General features: G+C 39.6%; 25 protein-coding genes and 1 tRNA gene. 12 read left to right on the top strand and 14 right to left on the bottom strand.

What is annotated here, in order from left to right:
• Positions 1-25: 25 nt before the first annotated feature.
• Complete coding sequence (locus tag Q0948_RS05050) at positions 26-583, top strand: hypothetical protein (protein WP_298349427.1); 558 nt, start codon at positions 26-28, stop codon at positions 581-583.
• A 2-nt stretch (positions 584-585) separates the two neighbouring features.
• Positions 586-1,266 (top strand): DUF2490 domain-containing protein, encoded by a 681-nt coding sequence (locus Q0948_RS05045; RefSeq protein WP_298349425.1) that lies wholly within the window; start codon positions 586-588, stop codon positions 1,264-1,266.
• A gap of 51 nt (positions 1,267-1,317) precedes the next feature.
• On the opposite strand, the gene Q0948_RS05040 is transcribed toward Q0948_RS05045, so the two are convergent.
• The 5 genes from Q0948_RS05040 to Q0948_RS05020 are packed head-to-tail and all read right to left on the bottom strand — an operon-like array spanning position 1,318 to position 4,168.
• Positions 1,318-2,202: a YitT family protein gene (locus Q0948_RS05040; protein ID WP_298349422.1), complete on the bottom strand. Its 885-nt coding sequence runs from the start codon at positions 2,200-2,202 to the stop codon at positions 1,318-1,320.
• Between the two features lie 25 nt (positions 2,203-2,227).
• Positions 2,228-2,539: a hypothetical protein gene (locus Q0948_RS05035; protein WP_298349420.1), complete on the bottom strand. Its 312-nt coding sequence runs from the start codon at positions 2,537-2,539 to the stop codon at positions 2,228-2,230.
• Positions 2,540-2,587: 48 nt separating this feature from the next.
• Positions 2,588-3,550 (bottom strand): sodium-dependent bicarbonate transport family permease, encoded by a 963-nt coding sequence (locus tag Q0948_RS05030; protein WP_298349417.1) that lies wholly within the window; start codon positions 3,548-3,550, stop codon positions 2,588-2,590.
• 30 nt (positions 3,551-3,580) lie between these two features.
• Positions 3,581-3,889, bottom strand: coding sequence for a hypothetical protein (locus Q0948_RS05025; protein WP_013750507.1), 309 nt, complete (start codon positions 3,887-3,889; stop codon positions 3,581-3,583).
• Between the two features lie 30 nt (positions 3,890-3,919).
• A complete protein-coding gene (locus Q0948_RS05020) occupies positions 3,920-4,168 on the bottom strand; it encodes a hypothetical protein (RefSeq protein ID WP_298349414.1) in 249 nt (82 codons plus the stop codon).
• Between the two features lie 89 nt (positions 4,169-4,257).
• Between Q0948_RS05020 and Q0948_RS05015 the strand changes: the two genes are divergently transcribed.
• Positions 4,258-5,181: a LysR family transcriptional regulator gene (locus Q0948_RS05015; protein ID WP_298349411.1), complete on the top strand. Its 924-nt coding sequence runs from the start codon at positions 4,258-4,260 to the stop codon at positions 5,179-5,181.
• A 174-nt stretch (positions 5,182-5,355) separates the two neighbouring features.
• A complete protein-coding gene (locus Q0948_RS05010) occupies positions 5,356-6,180 on the top strand; it encodes a helix-turn-helix transcriptional regulator (protein WP_299231086.1) in 825 nt (274 codons plus the stop codon).
• A 14-nt stretch (positions 6,181-6,194) separates the two neighbouring features.
• Here the strand turns inward: Q0948_RS05010 and Q0948_RS05005 are convergent, their stop codons facing one another.
• Genes Q0948_RS05005 through Q0948_RS04995 form a run of 3 tightly spaced genes read right to left on the bottom strand, consistent with a single transcriptional unit; the run spans position 6,195 to position 8,346 of the window.
• Positions 6,195-6,554 (bottom strand): YraN family protein, encoded by a 360-nt coding sequence (locus tag Q0948_RS05005; protein WP_298349405.1) that lies wholly within the window; start codon positions 6,552-6,554, stop codon positions 6,195-6,197.
• Positions 6,555-6,569: 15 nt separating this feature from the next.
• Positions 6,570-7,454, bottom strand: a complete 885-nt coding sequence (locus Q0948_RS05000; protein WP_298349402.1) for a hypothetical protein — start codon at positions 7,452-7,454, stop codon at positions 6,570-6,572.
• Positions 7,447-8,346 (bottom strand): LD-carboxypeptidase, encoded by a 900-nt coding sequence (locus Q0948_RS04995; protein ID WP_298349399.1) that lies wholly within the window; start codon positions 8,344-8,346, stop codon positions 7,447-7,449. Before Q0948_RS04995 ends, Q0948_RS05000 begins: the two co-directional genes overlap by 8 nt.
• Before the next feature lie 113 nt (positions 8,347-8,459).
• On the opposite strand from Q0948_RS04995, the gene Q0948_RS04990 reads away from it, so the two are divergent.
• The 6 genes from Q0948_RS04990 (at position 8,460) to Q0948_RS04965 (ending at position 18,486) form a co-directional block, all read left to right on the top strand.
• Complete coding sequence (locus Q0948_RS04990) at positions 8,460-9,917, top strand: DUF1800 domain-containing protein (RefSeq protein ID WP_298349397.1); 1,458 nt, start codon at positions 8,460-8,462, stop codon at positions 9,915-9,917.
• A 9-nt stretch (positions 9,918-9,926) separates the two neighbouring features.
• Entirely contained in the window at positions 9,927-11,579 is a 1,653-nt protein-coding gene (locus tag Q0948_RS04985) for a DUF1501 domain-containing protein (RefSeq protein ID WP_298349395.1), read from the top strand.
• A 157-nt stretch (positions 11,580-11,736) separates the two neighbouring features.
• Entirely contained in the window at positions 11,737-13,866 is a 2,130-nt protein-coding gene (gene metG, locus Q0948_RS04980) for a methionine--tRNA ligase (protein WP_298349392.1), read from the top strand.
• 4 nt (positions 13,867-13,870) lie between these two features.
• Entirely contained in the window at positions 13,871-15,994 is a 2,124-nt protein-coding gene (locus Q0948_RS04975; protein WP_298349390.1) for a Tex family protein, read from the top strand.
• Between the two features lie 168 nt (positions 15,995-16,162).
• Complete coding sequence (locus Q0948_RS04970) at positions 16,163-17,581, top strand: hypothetical protein (RefSeq protein WP_298349387.1); 1,419 nt, start codon at positions 16,163-16,165, stop codon at positions 17,579-17,581.
• A 2-nt stretch (positions 17,582-17,583) separates the two neighbouring features.
• Positions 17,584-18,486 (top strand): histone deacetylase, encoded by a 903-nt coding sequence (locus Q0948_RS04965; RefSeq protein ID WP_298349384.1) that lies wholly within the window; start codon positions 17,584-17,586, stop codon positions 18,484-18,486.
• A gap of 20 nt (positions 18,487-18,506) precedes the next feature.
• Here Q0948_RS04965 and Q0948_RS04960 read toward each other — a convergent pair whose 3' ends face one another.
• The 5 genes from Q0948_RS04960 to Q0948_RS04940 form a co-directional block, all read right to left on the bottom strand.
• The gene (locus tag Q0948_RS04960) at positions 18,507-20,978 is read right to left on the bottom strand and encodes a ligase-associated DNA damage response DEXH box helicase (protein ID WP_298349382.1); all 2,472 of its coding nucleotides are present in this window, start codon (positions 20,976-20,978) and stop codon (positions 18,507-18,509) included.
• Positions 20,979-21,039: 61 nt separating this feature from the next.
• Positions 21,040-21,366 carry a GIY-YIG nuclease family protein gene (locus Q0948_RS04955; protein ID WP_298323005.1) on the bottom strand — a complete coding sequence of 109 codons (327 nt, stop codon included), beginning with the start codon at positions 21,364-21,366 and terminating at the stop codon, positions 21,040-21,042.
• Positions 21,367-21,435: 69 nt separating this feature from the next.
• Positions 21,436-23,079 (bottom strand): ATP-dependent DNA ligase, encoded by a 1,644-nt coding sequence (locus Q0948_RS04950; RefSeq protein WP_298349378.1) that lies wholly within the window; start codon positions 23,077-23,079, stop codon positions 21,436-21,438.
• Positions 23,076-24,104, bottom strand: a complete 1,029-nt coding sequence (locus Q0948_RS04945; protein ID WP_298349375.1) for a ligase-associated DNA damage response exonuclease — start codon at positions 24,102-24,104, stop codon at positions 23,076-23,078. The genes Q0948_RS04950 and Q0948_RS04945 overlap by 4 nt, the downstream gene beginning before the upstream one ends.
• A 42-nt stretch (positions 24,105-24,146) precedes the next feature.
• A complete protein-coding gene (locus Q0948_RS04940; protein ID WP_298349373.1) occupies positions 24,147-24,458 on the bottom strand; it encodes a hypothetical protein in 312 nt (103 codons plus the stop codon).
• A gap of 254 nt (positions 24,459-24,712) precedes the next feature.
• On the opposite strand from Q0948_RS04940, the gene Q0948_RS04935 reads away from it, so the two are divergent.
• Positions 24,713-24,853: a hypothetical protein gene (locus tag Q0948_RS04935; protein WP_298349369.1), complete on the top strand. Its 141-nt coding sequence runs from the start codon at positions 24,713-24,715 to the stop codon at positions 24,851-24,853.
• Between the two features lie 103 nt (positions 24,854-24,956).
• Positions 24,957-25,346, top strand: a complete 390-nt coding sequence (locus tag Q0948_RS04930) for a DUF2721 domain-containing protein (RefSeq protein ID WP_298349366.1) — start codon at positions 24,957-24,959, stop codon at positions 25,344-25,346.
• A gap of 34 nt (positions 25,347-25,380) precedes the next feature.
• On the opposite strand, the gene Q0948_RS04925 is transcribed toward Q0948_RS04930, so the two are convergent.
• Positions 25,381-25,461, bottom strand: a tRNA-Leu gene (locus Q0948_RS04925).
• Positions 25,462-25,575: the final 114 nt, after the last annotated feature.

Genomic DNA, 25,575 nt, shown 5'->3' with positions numbered 1-25,575 from the left:
TTTTTTCTCAATGTGTATCTGTGTCTTGCTACAGACATCAGTGAGTCGTGCGCAAGTACAAGATGCCGTAAAAACCGAAAGAGAATACCGAATTAAACCCGAGCTTGTACCGCAAAAAGCAAAAGATTTTATTACCACCTTTGAGATAAATCGTTCTGTAAAATGGTTACAAGAAGTAGGTGATGATGGCGCTAGTATTGAAGCAAAGTTTAAATACAAAGGACAACGTCACAGTGTAGAGTTTACAACAGATGGTGTGCTAGAAGATGTAGAAATTATCATTGGCTTAGGAGATTTACCAGAAGATACTAAACAAGAGATAACCAGCTATTTTGAGCAAGAATTTGATTATTTTAAGGTAGAAAAAATACAAGCGCAGTATAACAATACGGTAAACGAAATAATAAATAGAACTGCAAAAAAGCTCGTAGCCTCAACACTCATTCCGTATTATGAGGTCGTTGTAAAAACACGTAATTCTGGTAAAAAATCAAAGCGTTATGAAGTTCTTTTTAACGAGAAAGGAGCCTTCATAAGTAGGTCTCAAGTAAGCATACGACGTGATAATATTTTACGCTTTTAAGTATGTTTAAATTCTCATCCTTTATACTCATATTTCTTACGAGCACGTTGCTTTACGGGCAATCGCTTTATGAAGTGGGTATACTTCCAGAAGTAAATATTGGCACAAAAATCAATGCGCTGTGGAACATCAATATAGAATTTGCGCCACGTTTTGAAGTAAGTGAAGGCGATTTTAAGGGTACTAATAATACAGATGTGTTTTACTCCTTGCTAGATGTCACCACCGTTGCCACGCGCACTGTGGGAGTAGATGCAAAAGTGGGGATAGGATATTTGGCTCGCTTCCGTGACAAGGACCTTATACACCGTGCGATACAACAGTACTCATTTACCGTACCTTATTTTGGTTTCCGTTTGGGGCATCGCTTCCGTACAGATCAAACATTTAATGCTAGGCAAAAAGTTGAGTTTAGAGCGCGATACAGATTATCTTCAGATATATCGCTCAATGGTGAGTTTATAGATCCAGGAGAAGTGTATTTAAAACTAGGGAACGAGTATGTATTTTCCATTCAAGGAGATGCAACAGATCTTGAGGTCAGGTTTGTGCCTACTTTGGGGTATTATGTAAACGATGCAAATAAACTAGAGGTTGGCGTAGACTACCGTATGGATTCATTTCTTAAAGCTACTGCAAATCATAGATTCTGGATAAATCTGGGGTATTACTTGAGTTTGTAGGGTTGCGCTTTCGCGAAAGCGTAAATAGCACAACGCATCATCAAACAACTTCTAAAGACTAGCCAACTTTTTTGAACTTTGAGGATTCAGATACCTTTTTAAAACTCCTCCTTTTACATTATTCACGTCAAACTCTACGATAAAAGCATCGGGATCGCAGGAGGCTATGAGCTTGTGTATTTTACGCAGGTGTATACGATTTATCACGGTTTGTATCACGCGGCGTTCATTATTTTGACCCGTACTGCCGTAACCTGCCGCCGCTTTGTAGACGGTGATACCAGTGCCTAGTTGGTTAAGAATCTTTTGTTCTATTTCTTCAGATGACGGTGATATGATAGTAATACCTATAAAGTCTTCAAATCCCTCTATAAAAAAATCGATAAATTTTGCTGTCACGATATAGGTAAGTATGGAATACAGAGCAACCTCTACACTAAGTACTAATGCAGTGATAATAAATAGAACAATATTGAATGCCAAAATGGTCTTACCTATACTTATTCCAAAAAGATCAAAGACATAAATTCCTAGAATTTCAGATCCGTCAAGTACCGCACCGTTGCGTATACTGATACCAATACCAGCTCCTAAAAACATACCGCCAAAAATCGCAATGAGCAACTTATCTTCAGTGATAATAGGAAATGACTCAACACCTATAAGGACTGCTAGTATTAAGATGGACATTGTACTTTTTAAAAGAATATTTCGCGAAAGCTTATAAAAACCCAACACTAGAAACGGAATACTCACAATAAAGAGCAGTAAGGAGATGTCTAGATCTAACTTTTTACTTAATAAAATAGCGATACCCGTTGCTCCACCATCCAGAAACCCATTAGGTAGCAAGAAAGCCTTGAGGCCTATACTCGCGAGGGCAATACCTATAGCAATTTGTACATACTCAGAAAGTGATTTTAATATCTTTGCCATACCTTTTGGTTTTATGTTAAGATAGTTATTTCTCTTTCTTTTCTAAGCTCATTACAAAATTTATGAGGTCTGTATCTGCATCTTTACCATAGGCACTGGTAAGGCAACCTTTTATAGAATCATTAGTCTCTATCAAAAATAAAATCGAACTATCCCCTGGGTCATTCATTCCCTCGTGCCTGCAATATTCTATAAGTGTGAGGTCTTCTATTTGATACCAGCGATTATTAGTTCTACACAATAAACGCCCCTCTCTATACATAAAATCTGAGGTAAAACCCGAGACTCTCGCTGCTGCTATATCTTCTGTTAGGGTATTGCTTTGTGAGAGAATCATAAAGTAAGGTTTTAGTACGCTTTCGCGAAAGCGTAATTAAAAATTATATTAGCTCCAGTTTATAATGCAGAGGTAAAGCGGCATTCCCAGTGTGATGTTAAAGGGAAAGGTAATGGCAAGTGCCATAGGTAAGTATAGGCCTTCGTTTGCTTTAGGTGCAGCGAGTTTCATAGCGGCAGGGACTGCAATATAAGAGGCACTTGCTGCAAGTATGGCAAAAAGCAATCTGTTACCTACAGATTCTGTTATAAAACCACTTAGTAAACTTACGATAATACCATTTACAATAGGGACGGCGATTGCAAATACATAAGGAAAAGCGCCATACTCTTTGAGGCTTCCTATTTTTTTACCACTTGAGATTCCCATATCTAGTAAAAAGACAGCTAGAAAACCTTTAAAAATATCTGTGGTAAAAGGAGCAATGCCTTGTGCTTGTGCATCGCTTGCCATAAAACCTATGACGAGACTTCCTATAATTAATAGTACACTCCCATTAGTCACAGAGTGCTTGATAATACTGCCCATAGAGATAGTTTTATCTCTGTTTGCCGTAAATAGCATCATAAGAAGCACTCCTATTATAATAGACGGCGCTTCCATAATGGCCATAACTGCAACCATATACCCGCTATATGCAATTTGCTCCATATCTAGATAAGCGACTGTGGTAACAAAGGTTACAGCACTTACAGAGCCGTATGCCGCGGCTATCGCCGCAGCATTTTGAACTCCGACGCGCTTTTTGAGCGTAAAAAACGCATACAGGGGAACTGAAAGAGCAAGGACTACTCCAAAAATTAATGACCAGACAATCTCCATATTAAACGCTGAGTGAGCGAGCTCTTGTCCTCCTTTAAATCCTATAGAAAGTAGGAGATAAAGAGAAATAAACTTTGAAGAACTAGGCGGTATGGCTAAGTCACTTTTGAGTTGTACCGCTAGTAATCCTAAAAAGAAAAACAAGAGTGCAGGGTTGGTCAAGTTATCAACCAGTAGATGTAAGTCCATAAAAGAGGGTTAGGTGTCTTAGTGTGGTAATTACTTTTTGATGCGTATCTCTACAGTGCTTTTTATTTCTAGTTTACCTCCATCTGCACGTACGTCACTTAAAAAGCTTTTTAATTTTCCTTTCTCATCTAGTAACTCTATAATACGTCCACTATCATACTCACAGGCATCATCTATATTACCTTCGGTGCGGCTTAAGCGTTGTAATTTGTGAAAGTTGATCTTCTTATCAAGCATTGCGTGTAAAATATCTCCAGCTTCGGTTGCTGTAAATACTCCATCTATGAGGTTGATTTTTTGATCTGTCATTGTTGCAGTTTCTGTTTGTAATGTTTTCATAGTAAATGATTTTTTTAAATGAATAAGAGATTAAGATGCTCTACTAGCAATGTTTATAAACACTAGAAGGGTTATTAAAAAACTAGCAGATAGAATTTCTGTAAGAAACAGGTAGTCTGAAAAAATGGAGAGTGTAATGGCTACCATAGGGATAGCAAGTAGCATCAAATTTTTTAAGACAAAAAATAGAGCCGTCCAGTTTATGGTTATACTGGTCTTCATCTCTTGAGGTGTGTACCTGTCATTTCTAAACGAGTCAATTTTTAGTTTTTGTAACATAGGTTCTCATTGTTTTGATGGTACAAAGATGTGGGCTAGAGTTCATATATTTTTATTTATATTTATAATGAATTACATAAATAATTTTAATGTATTATACATTGCACCAGCTTCAAGTCTTCTTGAAGGTCACAGAATTTAAGAGCATTACAAAAGCTGCAGAGGAGCTACATCTCACGCAGCCAGCGGTCTCGATACAGATTAAAAACTTTCAAAATCAGTTTCCTATTCCGCTTACGGAGGTTGTGGGGAGGCAATTATTTGTAACAGATTTTGGAGAAGAAATTGCAGCTGCAGCACGTAAAATAATTGCCGAAGTAGATGCAATTAATTACAAAACGATGGCTTATCAAGGTCAGCTCTCGGGTAAATTAAAGATATCAATCGTCTCTACGGGTAAATATTTGATGCCCTATTACATCACAGATTTTATGAATATGCATCCTGGTGTCGATCTAGAGATGGATGTGACAAACAAGACCAGAGTGGTACGTCATCTTGAAAAAAACGAAACAGATTTTGCTCTGGTATCTGTAGTTCCAGATCATATCGCGATAGATAAAGTGAGACTCATCCCTAACAAACTATTTTTAGTAGGAGGTAGGCAGCACACGTACTCAGGTAAAACCATTTCAAAAAAGGATTTTGATAAACTACCCGTGGTGTATAGAGAAAAAGGATCTGCAACACGGGCAGCTATGGAAAATTATATTGCAGACAGACAACTTCCTACTCGTAAAAAAATAGAGCTTACCTCAAACGAGGCGGTAAAGCAAGCAGTGATTTCTGGAATAGGGATTTCTATACTTCCGCTAGTGGGGCTTAAAAATGCACTTACGAGCGGTGATGCTCAAATCATCCCGAGCAAAGGATTGCCTATCACCACACACTGGAATCTCATCTGGCAAAAAAGCAAGCAGCTTTCTCCCACCGCACAAGCCTTTGTTAGTTACCTCGAGGAGCATAAAACAGCACTCAATGAGAAGCATTTTGGGTGGTTAGATACGTATTAAAGGGTACGCTTTCGCGAAAGCGTAAAACGTGAAAAACGCTGTCTTTACTGAAGTGACGTGCAAATGTCGGGTTAAATACTGCTCAAAAAATGAAACAAATCATAAATGAGCCATACTATTGCAGTGTAGAACTTCTTGTACATTTGATGCGCATCATTACAAGGCAAAACATTTATGATGAAACAACCAGAATTAGGACAAAAGATTTTAGAACTGCGCCAGCAAAAGGGATTAACGCAGGAAGAACTTGTAGCGCAATGTAATATCTCTGTGCGCACAATACAGCGCATAGAAGCTGGAGAAACAATGCCACGCGTTTACACGATTAAAACCATACTCTCTGCGCTAGATCGAGATCTAGATGACCTGCAAGAAGACACCATTTTTGAGGCCAAAGTAAAAATGGCAATGCTTTTTGAAATAGATGAAAGTAAGGATGTATCATATCTATTTAAACAACTTCACATAGGCTGGGTTGCTGGTATTTTGAGTATGATTGTGTTCATATTTCAGATTTTTGACACTTATTACTACGAGACTGAAAATGTATATTTTGCTGGAGATATAGGTTTTAGACTGCTAGCTCTTTTTGCAATCGTATTTTTTATATTTCATATGAGGGCTTTCATTTTAATAGGAAACCTCTTTAAGGCGAGTATACTAAAAGCGGCTGCACTAGTTTTTATCACGGTAGAGATTATTGCAAACTTAATTACCATTATAGATGTGCACGGCACGTATATCTCAGATATCGCTTATGGTATTATAACCTCAGTTTTGTATGGTGTAGCTTTTCTCGTTTTTGGATATGCGTTGTATAAGCTTAAAGGGCTAGGAGCCTTATCTCAAGGCACCGGTATCGGGTATATTATATTAGGTGTTTTCTTTTGCACAATAATTTTGGCCATTGTAGCACTGCCATTAAGTATCGTGGCACAAGTGTTTAATATCCTTATTATTTTAAAGGCGATTGATATGATCAAAAAGCAAGTAGGTTAATAAGAACTATCATTTTAAAAAAAGTAAAACGCATCCGCAAAATGCTCAAGGCGTTCTTGCTTTGAGTTTTTGAGTACTGCGATAATGTCAAAACGTACTTCGACATCTAGGTCATTTTCTAGTACGTATTCATTTGACACTTTTACGATAGACTTTTGCTTACCAGTACTCACAAAACTCTGCGGATCGCCAAAGAAATCTGAGTTACGCGCCTTTACTTCTACCACTACGAGGACGCCTTCCTCCTTCTGGCAGATAATGTCGACCTCATTTTTTCCAAAAAACCAATTACGTTCAAGAATCGTGTAACCCTGCTTTATTAAATGCAGGGTTGCTAGTTCTTCGCCGTATTCTCCTAGTTCTTTTGGGGTCATAATTTAGTTGTGTGATTAGTACCCATAATAAGCTCGTCTTAGCGCATCAACTCGTTTTTTTAACTTCCAAGGAGCAAGACCTACTGCAACACGCCTTTTGTCAACATTTTTAAAATCAAGAATATTGGTGCTATCCACATTGTCATAAATCCCATAATCATAAAAACCACGAGAGCGCTGTCTACTGTCGATCATTTTACCTAATATGTCTGCTGGAGCTTCACCATTCTCAATCATTTTTAGAAGCACTGGTTTAAAATATATCGTGTCGTCAAAATGAAAAAACAATGTTTTTATATCTACACGCTCACCTTGATCAAAATTATCTTTGCCCACAAGTTGAGCTGAAGGATATCCATATTGATTAAAAATCTCTTTGATTCTCTTTTGATGAACGCTATCTACGCGCTCCATCTCTATAAAATCTATAGGAGACTGTCTTACTTCTTGATCAAGACGGTTAATCGCAATAATCTCTGCTCTCAAATCTTGGTCAATATTTGCGTTAAACTCATCTTCGTAAGAAGAAGCGTTATGCGCTAGATAATTCCACTCTTCATATTCCTTGAGGATATTATATATTTCATTATTTTTAAAAGTATCAAAACTCATTCCTTCTTTAAGCATACGCTCCATATAAGGAAAGGCTTTTTGAGGTTCACCTACTTTGATGGAGAGTTTTGCCATCATTTCAGGCTCTCTAATGAGCGTCTGGTTCAATAGACCACAACGAGCTTCTACCTCTTTAAAAATATCATAGGCTTTCTGATAGTCTTCTTCATAAAATGCCAGCTCTGCTTGATAAACATCTTGATAGTAGGATTCTATAAAATTGCAAGAAGGTTTATCCACACAAGAAAACAAAAACATCATTATAAGTATAGAGAGAATTCTATTCATATTGTATACTTGTTTTAGTTGCTGTTACTTCAAGCGTAATCTCACTCCCCAACTTCAATGCGTTATTATTATCTACGTGACCTGCTGGGAAGTCAAACGCTACTGGGAAGTCACATTCTTTTACAGCATCTAGCACAATCTCTTGAGCCGTTTTCCCAAAAGGGATTCTGTTATCGTGCATCTTCGTCATACCACCTACTACCATACCCGCACAGTGATCCAGCATCCCGTTGCGTTTTAGGTTTACTACCATTCTATCTATGTGATAGAGGTACTCATCCAGGTCTTCTATAAATAAGATTTTACCCGCTGTATCTAGATCAGAGCTACTGCCACAAAGGCTGTAAAGAATAGAGAGGTTTCCGCCTACAAGCGTGCCTTTTGCAGTGCCTAGTCTATTAAGTTTATTTGTGGTGTTGTAACTAAAGTTAGGTTGCTCGCCAAAAAGCGATTGTTTTAATGACGCTTTCGCGAAAGCGGTATTATCTTCAAGAGATACAGGCATCGTAGCGTGTATCGTTTTGAAGCCTATTTTATGAATGTGACTATGTAACACTGTCACATCTGAGTAACCCACTACCCACTTTGGGTATTTGACAAATTTGTAAAAATCTATGTCATCTACTATGCGCACGGTTCCGTAGCCGCCACGGGCGCACCAGATGGCTTTAATCTCCGTATTATCCATCATTTGCTGAAAGTCTTGTGCTCTCTCAAAGTCTGTCCCAGCATACTGATTATCTTCTAGGCCAATGGTGTTGCCTAGCACGGGAACTAAGCCCCAATTTTCAAGAAGCGCGATGCCCTCTTCAAGTTCTTTTTTAGAAATTTTACGTGCCGTGGCAACTATTCCGACTTTATCGCCGTATTTAAGATATGGAGGTGTAACCATTGATTTATTTTTCACACCTCAATATACTAACATTTAAACTTTTTGGGTTTATAATGATCATATACCTAAGTCCCCACTTTTTGTTATATTGAAGTGCTCTAAATCAACCCCTTATGGAAATTATCTCCTCTTGCAACACAGCTTCCATAACCCCATATGTGCCTAGCACAGGTAATCCTTGGGATGTTATGAAGGTAAAACACTTATATAAAAGACTCGCATATGGTGCCACGGCTACAGTGCTAGATGCGGCCTTGTCACAAACGCCTCAAGAAGTTGTAGATGCACTGTTGCTAGATGCTCAAACTACGCCTAACACCACTGCACCTGCTTGGGCTTATTGGGATTTGAATGACTTTAATGATTATGATACAGAAAATAATGAGTTTATAAGCCAGTGGTATAGACAAGCGGCAAAAGATATAAGAGATAAAAACTTAAAAGGGCGTCTCACATTTTTCTGGCTCAATCATTTTGTGACGCAAATAGAGACCTACTTCTACGCGCCTTATACCTTTCAATACTGGGATATGCTGCAAACGCATTGCTTAGGTAATTTTAAAACCTTTGTAAGAGAGATGGGGCTTAACCCTGCGATGCTTCTTTTTCTCAACGGTTTTGAAAACTCTAGCCAAAACCCAAACGAAAACTATGCGCGTGAACTTTATGAGCTTTTTACACTAGGTGAAGGTAATGGCTACACACAGCAAGATATAGAAGAAACCTCCAGAGCGCTCACGGGATATAACCACTGGGTAGAGTACGGTGCTGCCATCACATTTGATGAGAGCACCTTTGATAGTTCAGAAAAGACAATTTTTGGACAGACAGGTCCCTGGGGATATGATGATGTAATAGATATTCTCTTTGAGCAAAAAGCGAGTATTATAGCCACTACAATTTGTACTAAATTATATACATACTTTGTAAGTCCAGACGTAAATGATACTATCGTAGCAGAGATGGCAACGCTATTTATGGACCAAAACTGGGAGATTAAGCTAGTGTTAGAGATGCTTTTTAAGAGCGAGCATTTTTTTGATCAAGATGCGATAGGGATGATTGTAAAAAGTCCGTATGATCTCATAATGACCTTTTATAACGAGCTAGATTTTGCCTATAATGATACAGATGATGGCTTTGCGAGTTATGCAAATTATATCTCAGATATGCTGGGTCAAAATTTATTTCAACCTATAGATGTAGCTGGCTGGCAGCGCAACCACGACTGGATAAACTCTAGCACTCTTACCGGGAGATGGCTAAGCCTTGAGAACCTAAGTTGGAATTTCTGGCTAGAGACCGGTTATCAATATCGAGATTTTGCGCAAGCCCTTACAAACTCAAGTACAGACCCAGTAGTAATTACAAAAACAATAGTAGACTACTTTTTATCACGACCACTGTATACAGAGGCAGATTATGAGATAGCAGAGGCTATTTTTAAATGGGAAACACCAGAAAATTACTGGGAAGATGGCATATGGAACTGGAATTTTGATTCGGCGGCATATCAAACCATCTTGCTTATTCACCATATTTTCAGAATGCCGGAATTTCAACTAAAATAACCCCGCCCTATGTGTACTCACGATAAGAATCACGCTTTCGCGAAAGCAAAAAAAAGAACAGCAACGGGACCTACAGCAAGTCTTAAAGACGCACACCACGATGATGAGCATAGCACTTGGAATAGAAGAAGTTTTATGCAGGCTCTAGGTCTAGTAGGTGGCGGAAGCATTATGCTTGGAGGTACAAATCTTACAGCATCTGCACCCTCAAGATTAACAACAGCCCTCACCACTGCCGAAAATGAAGACCGCGTACTCGTTCTAGTACGTCTTAAAGGTGGTAATGATGGTCTCAATACAATTGTGCCGGTTTATGATTATGATTTTTATGCAAATAATAGACCGTCTATAAGACACACAGAAAACAGTTTGTACAATCTCAATGCAGATTTTGGGATACCACAATCTATGGCAGACTTACAGTCATTATGGGGAGATGGTGCAATGCGTGTGGTGCACGGTGTAGGCTACCCAGATCAAAATCTGTCACACTTTAGAAGTTCAGATATCTGGGCATCTGGAGATGCTGTAAACTATGAGGAGACGGGCGTGCTGGGGCGTTATTTTGAAAATTTGTATCCAGATTTTCTTATTAATCCTCCAGAGATTCCTGCGGCTATACAGATAGGGAGTCAGGGTAATCTCATTTTTGATGGGGTAGATAATAGCTATGCATTTTCTGTAGCAAATCCTGCGCAGCTATCTAGCATTGCCGAAAATGGGGTGCTACACGATGTGCTAGATGTACCGGGATGCACCTTTGGTGAGCAGTTAGAATTTATGCGTGGTATGACTAACACCACATTTACCTACGCGAGTACCATAAACGAAGCTTATGAAAATGCGACAAATGCCGTTGAGTATGATACGCAAAGCTTAGGGAGGCAACTCGCTATTATCTCAAGAATGATCAAGGGAGGTCTAGGTACAAAGGTATATCTAGTGACGCTAGGCGGTTTTGATACGCACGCAAACCAGCAAGAAACCCACGATAATAGAATGGAGCAAGTAGCTCGTGGTATGAAAGATTTTTTTACAGATCTTGAGGCAAGCGGTATGCACACTAATGTGATGGCAATGACTTTTTCAGAATTTGGACGTCGTATAGAAGAAAACGGATCAAATGGAACAGACCACGGGGCGGCATCGCCTGTTATGGTTTTTGGCCCAGCGATGCAGGGCAACGGTTTTGTGGGTACGCATCCAGATTTACAAGATCCAGATCAAGTAGGAAATTTAAAGTACAGTACAGATTTTAGACAAGTGTATGCTACAATGCTTAAGCAATGGCTATGTATCGACGGCGGGCTGGTAGATGAGGTGTTGCTCGGGCAATCTTTTGAGAGTGTAGACCTAGGTTTTGACTGTGAGTCTCTCTCTTCTGGAAGTTTTGATATAGCAGATACTTTTCAGCACTGGAGCAGTGTGCAGGGTAATGACACCCTTATAGAGTTTACGATGAACAGCACGGCAAAGGTGACCGTTACCTTATACAATCTACTAGGGCAAGAAGTGGGTACAGTGGTAAATGACTTTATGTACGAAGGACCACAAAAGTTTAATGTTAAAGAACGCATTAATAAGCGATTGTTTACAGGACAATACATCTATCAGATTCAGTTTTCGGGTAAAAAATACAGTAAGAGTATTCTTGTAAAATAAGCAGTTTTATGTAGTTGTGAGTCCGCTTTCGCGAAAGCGTAATAAATCCCTCTCTACTTTGCATCATCTCAAGTTGCAGCTATTGTGACCTGGCTTGTAAAAGCTGTAGGTACTAGCTTGTTTTTCTTTATTTTTGTCGCTTCTTAAAGAACACAATATGTCTCAGAATCCACAACGATATACAATTACAGCGGCACTGCCGTATACTAACGGACCTATACACATAGGCCACCTTGCAGGAGTGTATGTTCCAGCAGATATTTATGCGCGTTACCAGCGTATGCAAGGAGCAGATGTTGCTTTTATATGTGGAAGTGATGAGCACGGTGTGCCTATCACCATCAAAGCAAAAAAAGAGGGCGTTACCCCTCAAGATGTGGTAGATAAGTACAATGCGATAATCAAAAAATCTTTTGAAGATTTTGGGATTACCTTTGATAACTACTCACGTACCTCTGCAAAAATTCACCACGATACAGCGTCTGAGTTTTTTAAGAATATGTACGACCAAGGTAAGTTTATAGAAGAAACAAACGAGCAACTGTATGATGCAGAGGCAAACCAGTTTCTTGCAGACCGTTTTGTGACGGGAACTTGCCCTAAGTGTGGTTATGAGGAGGCTTACGGAGACCAGTGTGAAAACTGTGGTACCTCCCACAACGCAACAGACTTAATTAACCCAAAGAGTGCGATTACGGGAGCTGTACCTACACTTAAGGAAACAAAGCACTGGTTTTTACCACTAGATCAATACAATGACTTCTTTAAGGAGTGGATCATAAAAGGACATAAAAAAGACTGGAAAACTAATGTGTACGGGCAATGTAAGTCTTGGATAGATGATGGACTACGACCTCGCGCCGTAACTCGTGATCTAGACTGGGGAATCCCAGTTCCAGTAGAAGGAGCAGAAGGTAAAGTGCTGTACGTTTGGTTTGATGCGCCTATAGGTTATATCTCTTCTACAAAGGAGTGGGCAGCACGTGAAGGTAAAGACTGGGAGCCGTACTGGAAGGATGAAAACACAAAGCTACTTCACTTTATCGGGAAGGATAATATCGTTTTTCACTGTTTGATTTTCCCTGCGATGCTCAAAGGTCACGGCGAGTATATTTTACCAGATAACGTGCCTGCAAACGAGTTTTTAAATCTTGAAGGGCGCAAGCTTTCTACTTCAAAAAACTGGGCAGTATGGTTACACGAGTATCTTGAAGAATTTCCAGATCAGCAGGATGTGTTGCGTTATGTACTTACAGCAAACGCACCAGAATCTAAGGACAACGACTTTACTTGGAAGGATTTCCAAACTAGAAATAATAGCGAACTTGTAGCGATTTTCGGAAACTTCATTAACAGAGTTACCGTACTTACGCACAAATATTATGATGGTGTTGTCCCTACCCCAGGAGTACTTAATGAGCTTGATAAACAGACTCTTGCAGAGATGGCTGCATATCCAGCAGTGATAGGTAGCAGTATAGAAAAATACCGCTTTCGCGAAAGCCAAACAGAATTTATGAACCTTGCTCGCCTAGGAAACAAATACCTAGCAGACGAAGAGCCGTGGAAGACAATCAAAACAGATGAAGAGCGCACTAAAACAGTAATGTATGTAGCCTTACAAATAGCAGCTGCACTAGCAAGTCTTAGTGAGCCTTTCTTACCTTTTACGAGTTCAAAGCTTAAAGGGATTTTAAATCTTGATGAAGATTTAAACCTTTATAAAAAGTCAGAAGAACCTTTTAACAACATTAAAGGAGATGATCTATCTATGAATGTACGTAAAACTACAAGAGAGATGCCATTACCTGCAGGTCACACCATTAACAAATCTCAATTACTCTTCTCAAAAATAGAAGATAGTCAGATACAAGTACAGCTAGATAAGCTAGAAGCAAGCAAAGCAGCAAACGAAGCAGAAGCCGCTGCCGAAAATGCAGTTGTAGAGCCACAAAAGGATACTATTACGTTTGACGATTTTACAAAACTCGATATGCGAGTAGGTACCATTATCGAAGCAGAGAAGATGAAGAAAACGAAGAAACTTCTCATCTTAAAAGTCGATACAGGTATTGATGTACGTACCATCGTTTCTGGTATCGCAGAGAGCTTTACTCCAGAAGAAGTAATAGGGAAACAAGTAACCGTACTCGTAAACCTGGCTCCTAGAGCATTACGTGGTGTAGAGAGTGAAGGAATGATCTTAATGACAGAGGATGCTAGTGGGAAATTGGTTTTTGTAAATCCTGATGCCGAAGGAGTGGTTAATGGGAATATGATAAGTTAAACGTGTGGAGGTTTTACAATACGTAATCAAAAGCTCAGGCTTATCAGAAAAAGGTGTAAAAAATACACTAGATCTCCTCAACGAAGACTGCACACTCCCTTTTATAGCGCGCTACCGCAAGGAAGCGACGGGTGGACTTGATGAGGTGGAGATAGGAAAGATTATCGAGCTCAAAGAGCAATTTGAAACCTTAGAAAAGCGCAAAAAATCAATTCTTAAATCACTAGAAGAGCAAGACGTTCTTACTAGCCAACTCAAAGATAAGATTGAAAAAACGCAAGATCTTACTACGCTAGAAGACTTGTATTTACCATACAAGAAAAAGCGTAAAACGAAAGCCGAGACAGCACGTGTAAACGGACTAGAACCACTTGCCAAAATCATAATGTCTCAAAATGCGCAAGACCCAGAAGGACTAGCGCATCGATATACTAATAAGGAGGTTCCAGATGCACAAAGTGCGCTAGAAGGAGCACGTCACATTATAGCCGAGTGGATTAATGAGCGTGCAGATATACGTAATAATATACGTGAGCAGTTAAAACGTTTTGCCACCATAGAGACGAAGGTGGTTAAGAAAATGGCAAACGATGAGAAAGCTCAGAAATTCCGTGATTATTTTGACTGGTCTGAGTCATTAAGTCGCTGTCCGTCACACAGACTACTTGCCATTTTAAGAGCTGAAAATGAAGGTTACATCCGTGTAAAGGTTGTCATTGACGATGAGCGCGCGCTTGATAAAATAGAACGCAAACTCATACGCTCTCGTGGCGACAGCGCCACACAGATTGAACTTGCTATAAAAGATGCTTACAAGCGACTATTATTTACTGCTTTGAGCAATGAGCGCCTCTCAGAAGCAAAGAAAACAGCAGATGAAACTGCTATTCAGGTTTTTGCAAAAAATTTAAAACAATTACTCCTTGGTTCACCGCTAGGTGAGAAGCGTATTCTTGCGCTAGACCCAGGTTTTAGAACAGGTTGTAAGCTGGTGTGCCTCGATGCACAGGGGCAGTTATTACATAATGAAACTATCTATCCACACGCACCAAAAAACGATGACAAAGGTGCGATAAAAAAGATCTCAAGTCTTACAGATGCTTATAAAATTGAAGCAATCGCCATCGGGAATGGTACGGCTTCCCGCGAGACCGAAAGACTCGTAAAGCGTATTCATTTTAAGAATGCAATGGAGGTTTTTGTAGTGAGTGAGGCAGGAGCTTCTATTTACAGTGCAAGCAAGATTGCCCGTGATGAGTTTCCTAATTATGATGTGACAGTTCGTGGCGCGGTTTCTATAGGTCGTAGGTTGCAAGACCCGCTGGCAGAGCTGGTGAAGATAGATGCAAAGTCAATTGGCGTCGGGCAATATCAGCACGATGTAGATCAGACAGCACTTCAAAAATCGCTAGATCAAACGGTAGAAAACTGTGTAAATGCCGTGGGTGTCAATATAAATACGGCAAGTGCCCCGCTATTGAGCTATGTGTCAGGTATTGGACCAAAACTTGCTGAAGGTGTAGTACGCTTTCGCGAAAGCGAAGGACCCTTCAAAACACGTCAAGAGATTAAAAAGGTGCCACGTCTTGGTGGAAAAGCATTCGTACAAGCCGCAGGTTTCTTGAGAATCACAGGTGCCGAGAATCCATTAGATAACTCGTCTGTACATCCAGAAAGATATAAATTGGTTGCAAGTATAGCCAAAGATCAAAAAGTGTCTGTCGCCGAAATGATTGGAAACACAAGCCTTCTTAAATCGATAGACCTTCAAAAATATGTAACCGATGAGGTAGGACTTCCTACACTCACTGATATTATAAGCGAACTAGAAAAGCCTGGGCTAGACATTAGAGAAAAAGCAAAGGTGTTTACTTTTAATCAAAACATACGCACCATAGAAGATGTACAGCCTGGACAGTTACTGCCAGGAATTGTAAATAATGTAACAGCTTTTGGAGCTTTTGTAGACATTGGTATTAAAGAAAGCGGTCTCATACACATCTCAAACTTGGCAGATGGGTTTGTGAGTGATGTAAGTGCACACGTAAGTTTACAACAGCAGGTAATCGTAAAAGTGCTAGAAGTAGATATCGCAAGAAAGAGGATACAATTAAAGTTGGAGAAGTAGAATTTAAGATCCATTTTGAAACTTACCAAAATAATAGTTGATGGCATACCAACTTTTGTAATATTATTTATCTGACCTTATAGAAACGATGTTTTTAGATTTAGGTTGTCAAGTATCTCCTTTGCAGTTTATATTTGAGTTTTAAGACATCAATCAATCAAATCATTTATGAAATCATTTTTCACCATTCTATTTGTACTAATTGTTTCACTAGTTTCAGCACAGAAGGCCGTTGTGCAAATTAAAGATGTAATAGGCGATGGAAAAGGTAAATTAAAAGAATCAATGACAGTAGTCAATAAGGAAGATGGTTCTTTTGTCCTTTTTCTTTTAGGGTCAAGGTCTACTGAAGCAATTTTATATGATAAGGATTATAAGAAAGTTTCTACCATAAAAGGAGATAAAGTCCTGAAAAAGGATGTTGCAGTAATGGGTTATACGATAAGCAATAACCAGTATCAACTAATTTCTAAAGGGTTTGATACGGGTTCACTCACAAGTACGGTTTTTGATTTTGAAAATCATAAAGTGACAACAAAAACCTTAGACCTAAATCTCAAGAAACAAACATTTATAGAGTTTTTTAATTTAGGGGATAAAATGTACTTGTTAACCTTAGATAAGAATTCTTCTAATTTAATACACTACAGTATTGATGATCAAGGTGTGGCGACACGTAATGAGATTGTAATAGAAAATACTTTTTATAGCTCTAAGGGTTTTGAGATGAATTTAAAGAAGATCCTTAGAAATAAGTATACTTCAAAAGTTTTGCCCGATGATAAAACGACAATGAAGCAAGCGGCAGAACTGCTTAAATTTTATTTAATTAATGATAATCATCTTGTATTTACCGTAGACTATAGTAATACTGTAGTCAATATTTTTGATATCTCTTTGAAGACTTTTGAAGTAAGGGAACAAACCTTTTTTAGGCCAAGACCAAAAATTCAAGAATATGGCTGGAAGGCAAATTCATTTTTAAAAGATCATTATTTGTTTCAAATTGTTTCTTCTAAAAAGGAAATGATTGTGACTGTTACAAATAGAAGGGATAGCATGCTAGTTAAACAATTTGGTGTGGAAAAAGATGATAAAATGGATTTTACTAATTCCTCAATTATATTAGCAAAAACAGAAGATGATAAATTAATTGAAAAAACATCTCAATTTCTTAGAAAAATAAGTAGTGATCGTAATGGTATTGCTGTCTCATCTGTAAATGGAAATTACCAAATCACCTTAGGAGGTAAACAGCTTATGAATGGCGGCGGAGGAGTAGCAATGATGAATCCTGCGGCAGGAATACCAATTGCCTCAGTAGGAGCATTTACTTTTGCATTTAATCCTTCTTTCTTGATGATGGATACAAATTCTGTAACACATTATACTAGTGTAGAGTGTGTGTTTGATAAGTCATTTAATCATTTGCCAGATGTAGAAGCTTCTTCACTTATGTTGAAGAGAAGAGACTTCCTTAGTCCTGATATAAAAAATGTAGCAGAGACATTTTTCAATATAGAAGACGACTATTTTTTGGGAATGTATTATAAAGAGGCAGATATGTATGTAATTAGAAAATTCTAGTCTTGCTCAAAATCGCATTCCACCCCATTTACAAACACCCGTTGCCGGAGGGACACCGCTTCCCTATGGAGAAGTATGATTTGCTTCCTAAGCAGTTAGTGTATGAAGGGACGTGTACAGAGGATAACTTTTTTGAGCCGGTACAGGTAGATAACGAGCATATTGTACGATGTCACACTACAGAATATGTAGAGAGTCTTAAAGCACTTACTATTGACCCAAGAGCACAGCGAAAAACCGGTTTTCCGCTCTCACAAGAACTTGTAGACAGGGAATTAATTATCACTCAAGGCACCATTGATGGGTGTCACTACGCGCTTGAAAATGGAATTGCGATGAATATTGCTGGTGGTACGCATCACGCTTATACAGATCACGGAGAGGCTTTTTGTCTTCTCAACGACCAAGCAGTCGCTGCAAGATATTTACAAGAAAAAAGACTTGCTAAAAAGATACTTATAGTAGATCTCGATGTACATCAAGGTAATGGTACGGCAGAGATTTTTACGGGTGATGACTCGGTGTTTACGTTTTCTATGCACGGTAAGGCAAACTATCCTTTTAGAAAAGAAATCTCAGATCTTGATATTGCATTAGAGACTGATACAGGCGATGTGGAGTATCTCGATACTCTCAAAAAAACATTGCCAAATCTCATTAAAGAACAACAACCAGATTTCATCTTTTACCTATGCGGAGTCGATATTTTAGCGAGTGACAAATTGGGTAAATTGGGGTGTAGCATAGAAGGTTGTAAAGAGCGCGATTGGTTTGTTTTGCAAACCTGTTATGATTTAAAAATCCCCGTGCAATGTAGTATGGGCGGCGGCTATTCTCCAGACATAAAAGTGATAATTGACGCCCACGCAAATACCTTTAGAACGGCACAAGATATTTACTTTTAGAACAATCTTTCGTAGGGCTGTTATTTCTTTTTTCGCATCAACTTCGCAGTCATCTTCTTGATTCTGTCGGCTAGTTTTTCGCTGCTCAATTTTTCGCGTAAGCGGTCTGTAATTATTGGAAAAGATAAAGGCGTAGGTTGCTCGCAATCCATCCAGACAATTTCTTGCGTCTCTATACGCTCAAGCGCTTGCTGCAATCGACCTTCTTCTAGCTGATGCTCAAAAGTCTCTGTAAATGCTTGTTGAAATAATAAATTATCTGCCTCATAATCACGGAACACATCAAAAAACAGCTGACTACTACTTTGTAGATGTTTCTGCTTGATTTGCTTGTTTGGGAAGCCAGTAAAAACAAGCCCAGAAATTACCGCGATATCTCTAAATTTACGCCTGGCCATCTCTGTAGCATTGAGACTATTTTGCAAGTCATCGTGCATATATGCCGTCGTAAATAGGTCGTTATCTAGTAGCTGCTGTATGTCTATAGGTTGGTCTGAAAGCAGCTCAAAACCATAGTCATTAAAGGCGAGAGAGAAGGTGATAGGATCTAGCAAACTAAGACGGTACCCAAGTAAACTTCCCATAGCCTCGTGCACAAAACGACCTTCAAAAGGGTAAAAAACGTGATGGTAGCCATCGCGCGTTTTAAAAGTCTCAATGAGCAGTTGCTCATCACTCGGGATGATGCTCTCTACCTTTTGCTGTCTAAAAATATGCTCTAGCGCATTAATCTCTAGAGACCGCTTTCGCGAAAGCGAATTACCAGTATAAAGTTCCTCCCGTAACAGTTGAGACATCTGGCTACTTAAAGTGAGCCTTCCGCCCATCCACGAGGGGACTTTATTGGTTTTCTTTGAGCTGTTGCGCACGTGCACTTCCATATTTTTAATACGGATAAATTCTAGGTTGCGACCAGCAAAAGTAAACACATCACCACGCGTTAACTTACTGATGAAAAACTCCTCAATAGTGCCTATGTAACCACCTTTTTGATATTTGACTACAAGATTTGCATCGCTCACAATCGTCCCTATTTGCAGGCGATGACGCATTGCCACCATACGAGAATTCACTTTAAATCTGCCGTCCTCAAGAATCTCCACTTTCTTATACTCATCATAAGCTTGCAGGGATTGTGCACCCATTGTCATAAAATTAAGGCACCATTTCCATTGCTCTTTTGTCATTGCTTGAAAGCAAAACGTAGTCTGTATCTCTGGCCAGATATCTTCGGGTAAAAATCCGTCAGACACGGCTAGCGTCACGAGATACTGAATCAGGACGTCAAAACTATTGAGATACGGAATTCTATCTTCTACCGTGTTTTCCTTAACGGCGCGCTGCAAAGCAGAGGCTTCTACCAGCTCTATGGCGTGTGTAGGCAAAAAGTAAATCACACTCTCCTTGCCAGGGCTGTGACCAGATCGCCCAGCACGTTGTAAAAAGCGTGCGACACCCTTTGGGCCGCCTATTTGGATAATGGTTTCAACAGGCGCAAAGTCTACTCCTAGATCAAGGCTAGAAGTACAAACTACCGCCTTGAGAGATCCGTTCCGAATGGCGCCCTCAACCCACGTGCGCGTCTCTTTATTGATACTCCCGTGATGCATTGCAATCTCACCAGCATACTCAGGATGTGCCGCAAGAATACGCTGAAACCAGATCTCACACTGGCTTCGCGTGTTTGTAAACAGTAAGGTCGTCTTACTATTATTGATAATGGGTACGACGTATTCTAGCAAATGCAATCCCAAATGACCACGCCAAGGAAAGGTTTCCATCTCGTCTGGAATGATAGACTTAACAGTAATTTTTTTGTTGATGTTTGCTTTGATAATTACGCTTTCGCGAAAAGCGTCACTTTCATAACCCAGCAATACTTCTCGAGCTTGCTCAAGATTTCCAATCGTTGCCGAAATTCCCCAGATACGCATATCTGAAGCGACTGTTTTCAATCGGCTCAACGCGAGTTCCATCTGTACACCTCTTTTTGTGCCTAGTAATTCGTGCCACTCGTCAATAATTATAGCCGAACAATTTTTGAAAACTTTCTCATACCCTTTGGAAGCAATTAAGAGCATCAAGCTCTCGGGTGTGGTGATGAGCAAGTCAGGCATAGAACGCTTTTGCTTTGCACGTTTAGACTGAGAAGTATCGCCATTGCGTATTCCCACCGTCATTTGTGTGCCGAGATCTTGTGTGATACGAGAAGCCGAAAGCTCAATCTCATTAGAAAGCGAGCGCAGCGGAGTGATCCAAATGGCCTTTAATCCTTTTTTATGTTTGGTCTTGTAATCAGGATTTTTCTTGATGTAATTAAGAACCACCGGAAACCAAAGTGCATATGTCTTACCACTACCCGTAGGCGCATTAAGCAATCCATTTTTACCCGCCAGAAACGCCTTCCACGTTTGTTTTTGAAACGGAAAAGGTTTCCAGTCTTGCGACTGGAACCAGTTATTTGCGATATCGAGTAGTTCTTTATTATTCATAATTACGAGTGTAGCGAAGTAATCTGTTGCAATCCAATAACCACCAAACCAAATACACCTTTTACCATATTTCTTTTATTAAATAATCTTCACTTCCAAGCGAAGCGTAGGAACTTGCCAAATCTAACCAGTCAGGATTTTTACTTTCGATTAATGAAATTTTCCGTTTTCTATTTCCAGATTTTAACTGCTTTTCTCTTGCGAGAGCTTCATTATGCGTTTCAAATAATTCGTAGTACATCAAGTTGTAGCAATTGTATTGCGCGCTAAAAGACTTGGGGTAATATTTAGTCTTATGTTGAACCATTCGTATTTTAAGATTGCGAGTCGCTCCTACATAAAGAACAGTTTTATTCTTATTAGTTAGTATGTAAGTGTAATATGGCATCTTAATGAAGTTGATATTGTGAATGTTCTTACTCTTATGCGGAGATTTATATGTTGCTTTCTAGCATCATTATTTTGTGGGCGGGAGAGATTCCTTCACAACTTGCCCTTCGGCCTCGTTGCTCGGAATCATCCCTTTCAAATCCTCTAGTGTATTTGCATCTTCTATCTTCTTGTCGTGTCGCCAGCGCAGCATTCTTGGGAAGCGCGTGGCTATACCACTTTTGTGTCTTTTGGATAACGCTATACCTTCAAAGGCAATTTCAAACACGTGATGCGGAGTTACAGATCTCACTGGGCCAAAACGTTCTAACGTGTTTTTTTTAATCCAGTTGTCTACTTTTCTAAACTCGGCATCCGTTAGTCCTGAGTAAGCTTTTGCAAAAGTAACGAGCTCGGTTTTATCTTCATTCCATAAACCAAAGGTGTAATCTGTAAATAAATTACTTCGTCTACCGTGACCACGCATTGCATAGGTGAGTACCGCATCAATAGTGAGCGGATCTACTTTCCATTTCCACCAGTCGCCTTTTTTTCTACCTACGCGATAGGGGCTGTCTTTACGCTTAATCATTAATCCTTCAGAGCGCATCTCTCTACTACGGTCTCTTTCTTGTGCCATCGCTTCCCAACTATCAAACTCCATCGTTTCAGAAATCCCTATAGGTAGACCTTTATCTGTGATATTGCGATATAACGATTCGAGTATTGTTCTCCTTTTCGCGAAAGCGGTCTCACGCAAGTCTTTTCCTTCCCATTCTAAAATGTCATAAGCCTTGATAATTACAGGCACTTCTTTGAGCATTTTCTTGCTCACCGTCTTACGTCCTATACGCGCTTGTAAGTCGTTAAAAGTACCAATCTGCCCATCATAAAAAGGCAGTAACTCACCATCTATGACCGTTCCGTCTGGTATGTGTTCTTTGAGAATCTCTAGTTCTGGGTACTTATCTGTAACTAGCTCTTCACCGCGGCTCCAGATAAAAATCTCGCCATTACGAAAGATGGTTTGTGAGCGTATACCATCCCATTTATGTTCGGCAAGAAAGTCTGTCACATCACCCAGCGCCGAAGGTTCATCTTCAACTGCATAGGCAAGGTAAAATGGATACGGCCTTGAAAACTCTTGACTTGCATCTTCTTCGATAACCAGATCGTGAAAGGTGACCGTCTGCGGTTTCCAGTCGCCCATTAATTTATAAGCAAGCACGTCTTCTTCTATATCTGTTGCTTGTGATAATGCACGAGTCATCAACTTTTGACTCACGCCTATTCTAAATCCTCCGGTAATAAGCTTTGTAAATACAAAACGTTCATAATAATTGAGATTTGCCCAGTTGTCAAAGAGGTATTCCTTTTTCTCTTCATCGGTTTTTCGCTTAAGCGAAATCATCTCTTCCAGAAACTGAGTAAGCGACTTCTCAGAAGATGCTGTTGCTGCGGGAACCACAAGTGCAATCGTTTCTGCAAGGTCACCCACGATGTGATAACTTTCTTCAAAAAGCCATAATGGGATGTTTGATAGTTCGCTCGCCCACTCCCTAAGTAAGGTTGTGTTTACGGGTCTTGGAGGGCGACGGTGCGATAAGATAGCAATCGTCCAGACCTTGTCTTTATCTGGCGCTTCCCTAAAATAACGCGCAAGTGCCTTAACCTTTTCGTTAGTCTTATTTGTGGAATCTAGTGTTTTTATGAGTGCTGCAAAAAGTTTCATACGCTAGTTTCCTCCTCCTCTTTTTTTGCATCTCCTTCTGCTAGTTCGCCTTCATATTGCGTTTCTTCTGTACGAGCATCATAACCCCGACCGCGTAAATAGCGTGAGAAAATATCTGTATAGCCGTGTGTACAGATAATTTTTTCTGCTCCTGTAGCTTCTATACTTTGTAGTAAGCTAGGCCAGTCACAGTGATCACTCAGCACAAAGCCTTTGTCAATCGCTCTGCGTCTTCTTGCTCCTCTAAAAGCCATCCAGCCGCTTGCACTTGCAGTTACGTATGGCACCATCTTGCGTATCCACGTACTGCCGTGAGTGGCTGGTGGTGCAAGGACGATACTTCCTTTAAAATCTTCTTTTTTAGTATCTCTAGTGATTAATTCTGTTGCTGGCATATCGATCATAGGGCGCAGTACTTCGGTCATTTTTTCAATAGCGCCGTGCGTGAGTATCTTGCCTATACTCGGGTCAAGGTGTTTCAATAGCCGTTGTGCTTTACCTAAGCTGTAAGCAAAAAGGACAGAGCACTTTCCTTCAGCTTTGTTTTGCGCCCACCAAGTATTAATATCGTGCATTACTTCGGCTTGTGGAGTCCACTTAAAGGCTGGGAGTCCAAAGGTGCATTCGGTAATGAAAGTGTTGCATTTTACGGGTTCGTAGGGTTGAGAGATACCATCTACTTCAGTCTTATAATCGCCTGTAAATACCCATACTTCGCCCTTGTGTTCTACACGTATCTGACTAGACCCAGGAATGTGACCTGCAGGATGAAAGGTAAATTTTACGTTGTTGATGTTTACGCTTTCGCGAAAGCGTACCCCAGAAACATTGATATCTCCCAATCTATGAGAAATAATAGGCACATTGTTCTCGTGAGTGATGTACTGTTTATGTCCCCACCGACTATGGTCTGCGTGACCGTGCGTGATGAGTGCTTTATCTACAGGTTTCCACGGGTCTAGATAGACCTTTGCGGGCGGGCAGTAGATGCCCTTATCTGTAAATTCTAGAAGTGGTTTTTTCAACACTGGGTTGGGTTTTTTAGTAAAGGTAAGGGAGAAGATGTATTAGTCAAATATCACGTGTAGAAGTAGTCCTTGGTTTGAGGTCTCACCTTCTGTCGCAGTGTTCTTGTACTTAACTTTAAACTTCTCGCCTGTTACTTCATTTGCTTGCAACTTCTTAAGTGAGATGCTTGCTTGTGAATCGCTCACAAGAATGAGAGGTTCTTGTTGCTCATCTGTAAAGAAGAAGTAACCTCCCTCATAAGCATCAAAAGTGAGCGTTTCTGTAAGTACTTCTTTTTTGCTCGTACTAATCTCTGGTGAGAGCATTGTAAAAGAGATGACTGTCGTAAGTAATAGTATGATGGATTTCATAATAGTAGTGTTATGTTATAAGCTTTTCTTTATCAATTGTTTTGAAGAAGTTACTCTTCTTCTATCATAAAGATAGGGAGGCGCGTAGCTTTTATTTTATTTATTAACCTGGTTTTGTGACTGCTAGTTAATGGTTTGTGAAAGACAAGTGGCTGTGGATGCTTCTTTTTTATTACATAAATAACTTTTGGCATCAGATTTGTAACATTCAAAAAAAGAACGTGTCTCTTATGTAAATCAAAAAGCAAAACAGTATGAACACATCAGTAAAAAATCGCCCGTCTAATTATGACCAGGCAACCGAAAATATAAAGCGCAATCTTGAAAGATACGGTAGATTACTGCATATGAAAAAGTTCAGAAATCCTGCTTTCACATTTGTAGACCGTCACTAGATATATATTATTTGAATTAGCTTTAAAAGCCCTAGATTTTTAAGAAGTCTAGGGTTTTTATGTTGTAGTGCAATCTCGTAGCTTTACGATAAGTAACTACTATATGAATCTTACCTTAAGTATACCGGCTCTTTTGTTTCCTGCAATCTCTTTAACAATGCTTGCATATAACGCTCGCTATCTCGCTATTGCAGCACTTATTAGAAACTTGCACGCCTCTTACCAAGAGACAGGCTCTGAAGACGTGCGTCTTCAAGTAACTAAGTTAAGAAAGCGTCTATCTATCATTAAAAATATGCAGGCGGTGGCGATTGTAAGCTTTTTACTAGCGGTGATAACGATGTTTCTTATTTATATAGATATCACCTTCTGGGCAAACTTAGTGTTTGCTGTAAGTCTGGTTGCTCTTATGACCTCCCTTATTTTGTCACTTGTAGAGGTGCAGTTGTCTACAAAAGCGTTGAGTATACAACTTAAAGATATGGAGCAATAAAAAAGCCCCTATCTGTGAGATAAAGGCTTTCTTGTACCGAAAGTGGGAATCGAACCCACACTCCAAAGGAACGCGAGTTTGAGTCGCGCGCGTCTACCAATTCCGCCATTTCGGCTAGTGGAAACAACCGCTTGGGTTGTTTAGAGAGCACAAAATTAAAGAATATTTTTATCTACCCACCACAAAAGCACGCTTTTTGTACTGCTGCACTCATTTTTAATTACTATTT

Origin of the sequence: uncultured Dokdonia sp., assembly GCF_947496725.1 — a bacterium.
In the GTDB taxonomy this organism is placed as follows: domain Bacteria; phylum Bacteroidota; class Bacteroidia; order Flavobacteriales; family Flavobacteriaceae; genus Dokdonia.
This window is presented reverse-complemented; position numbering and strand designations above follow the sequence as displayed.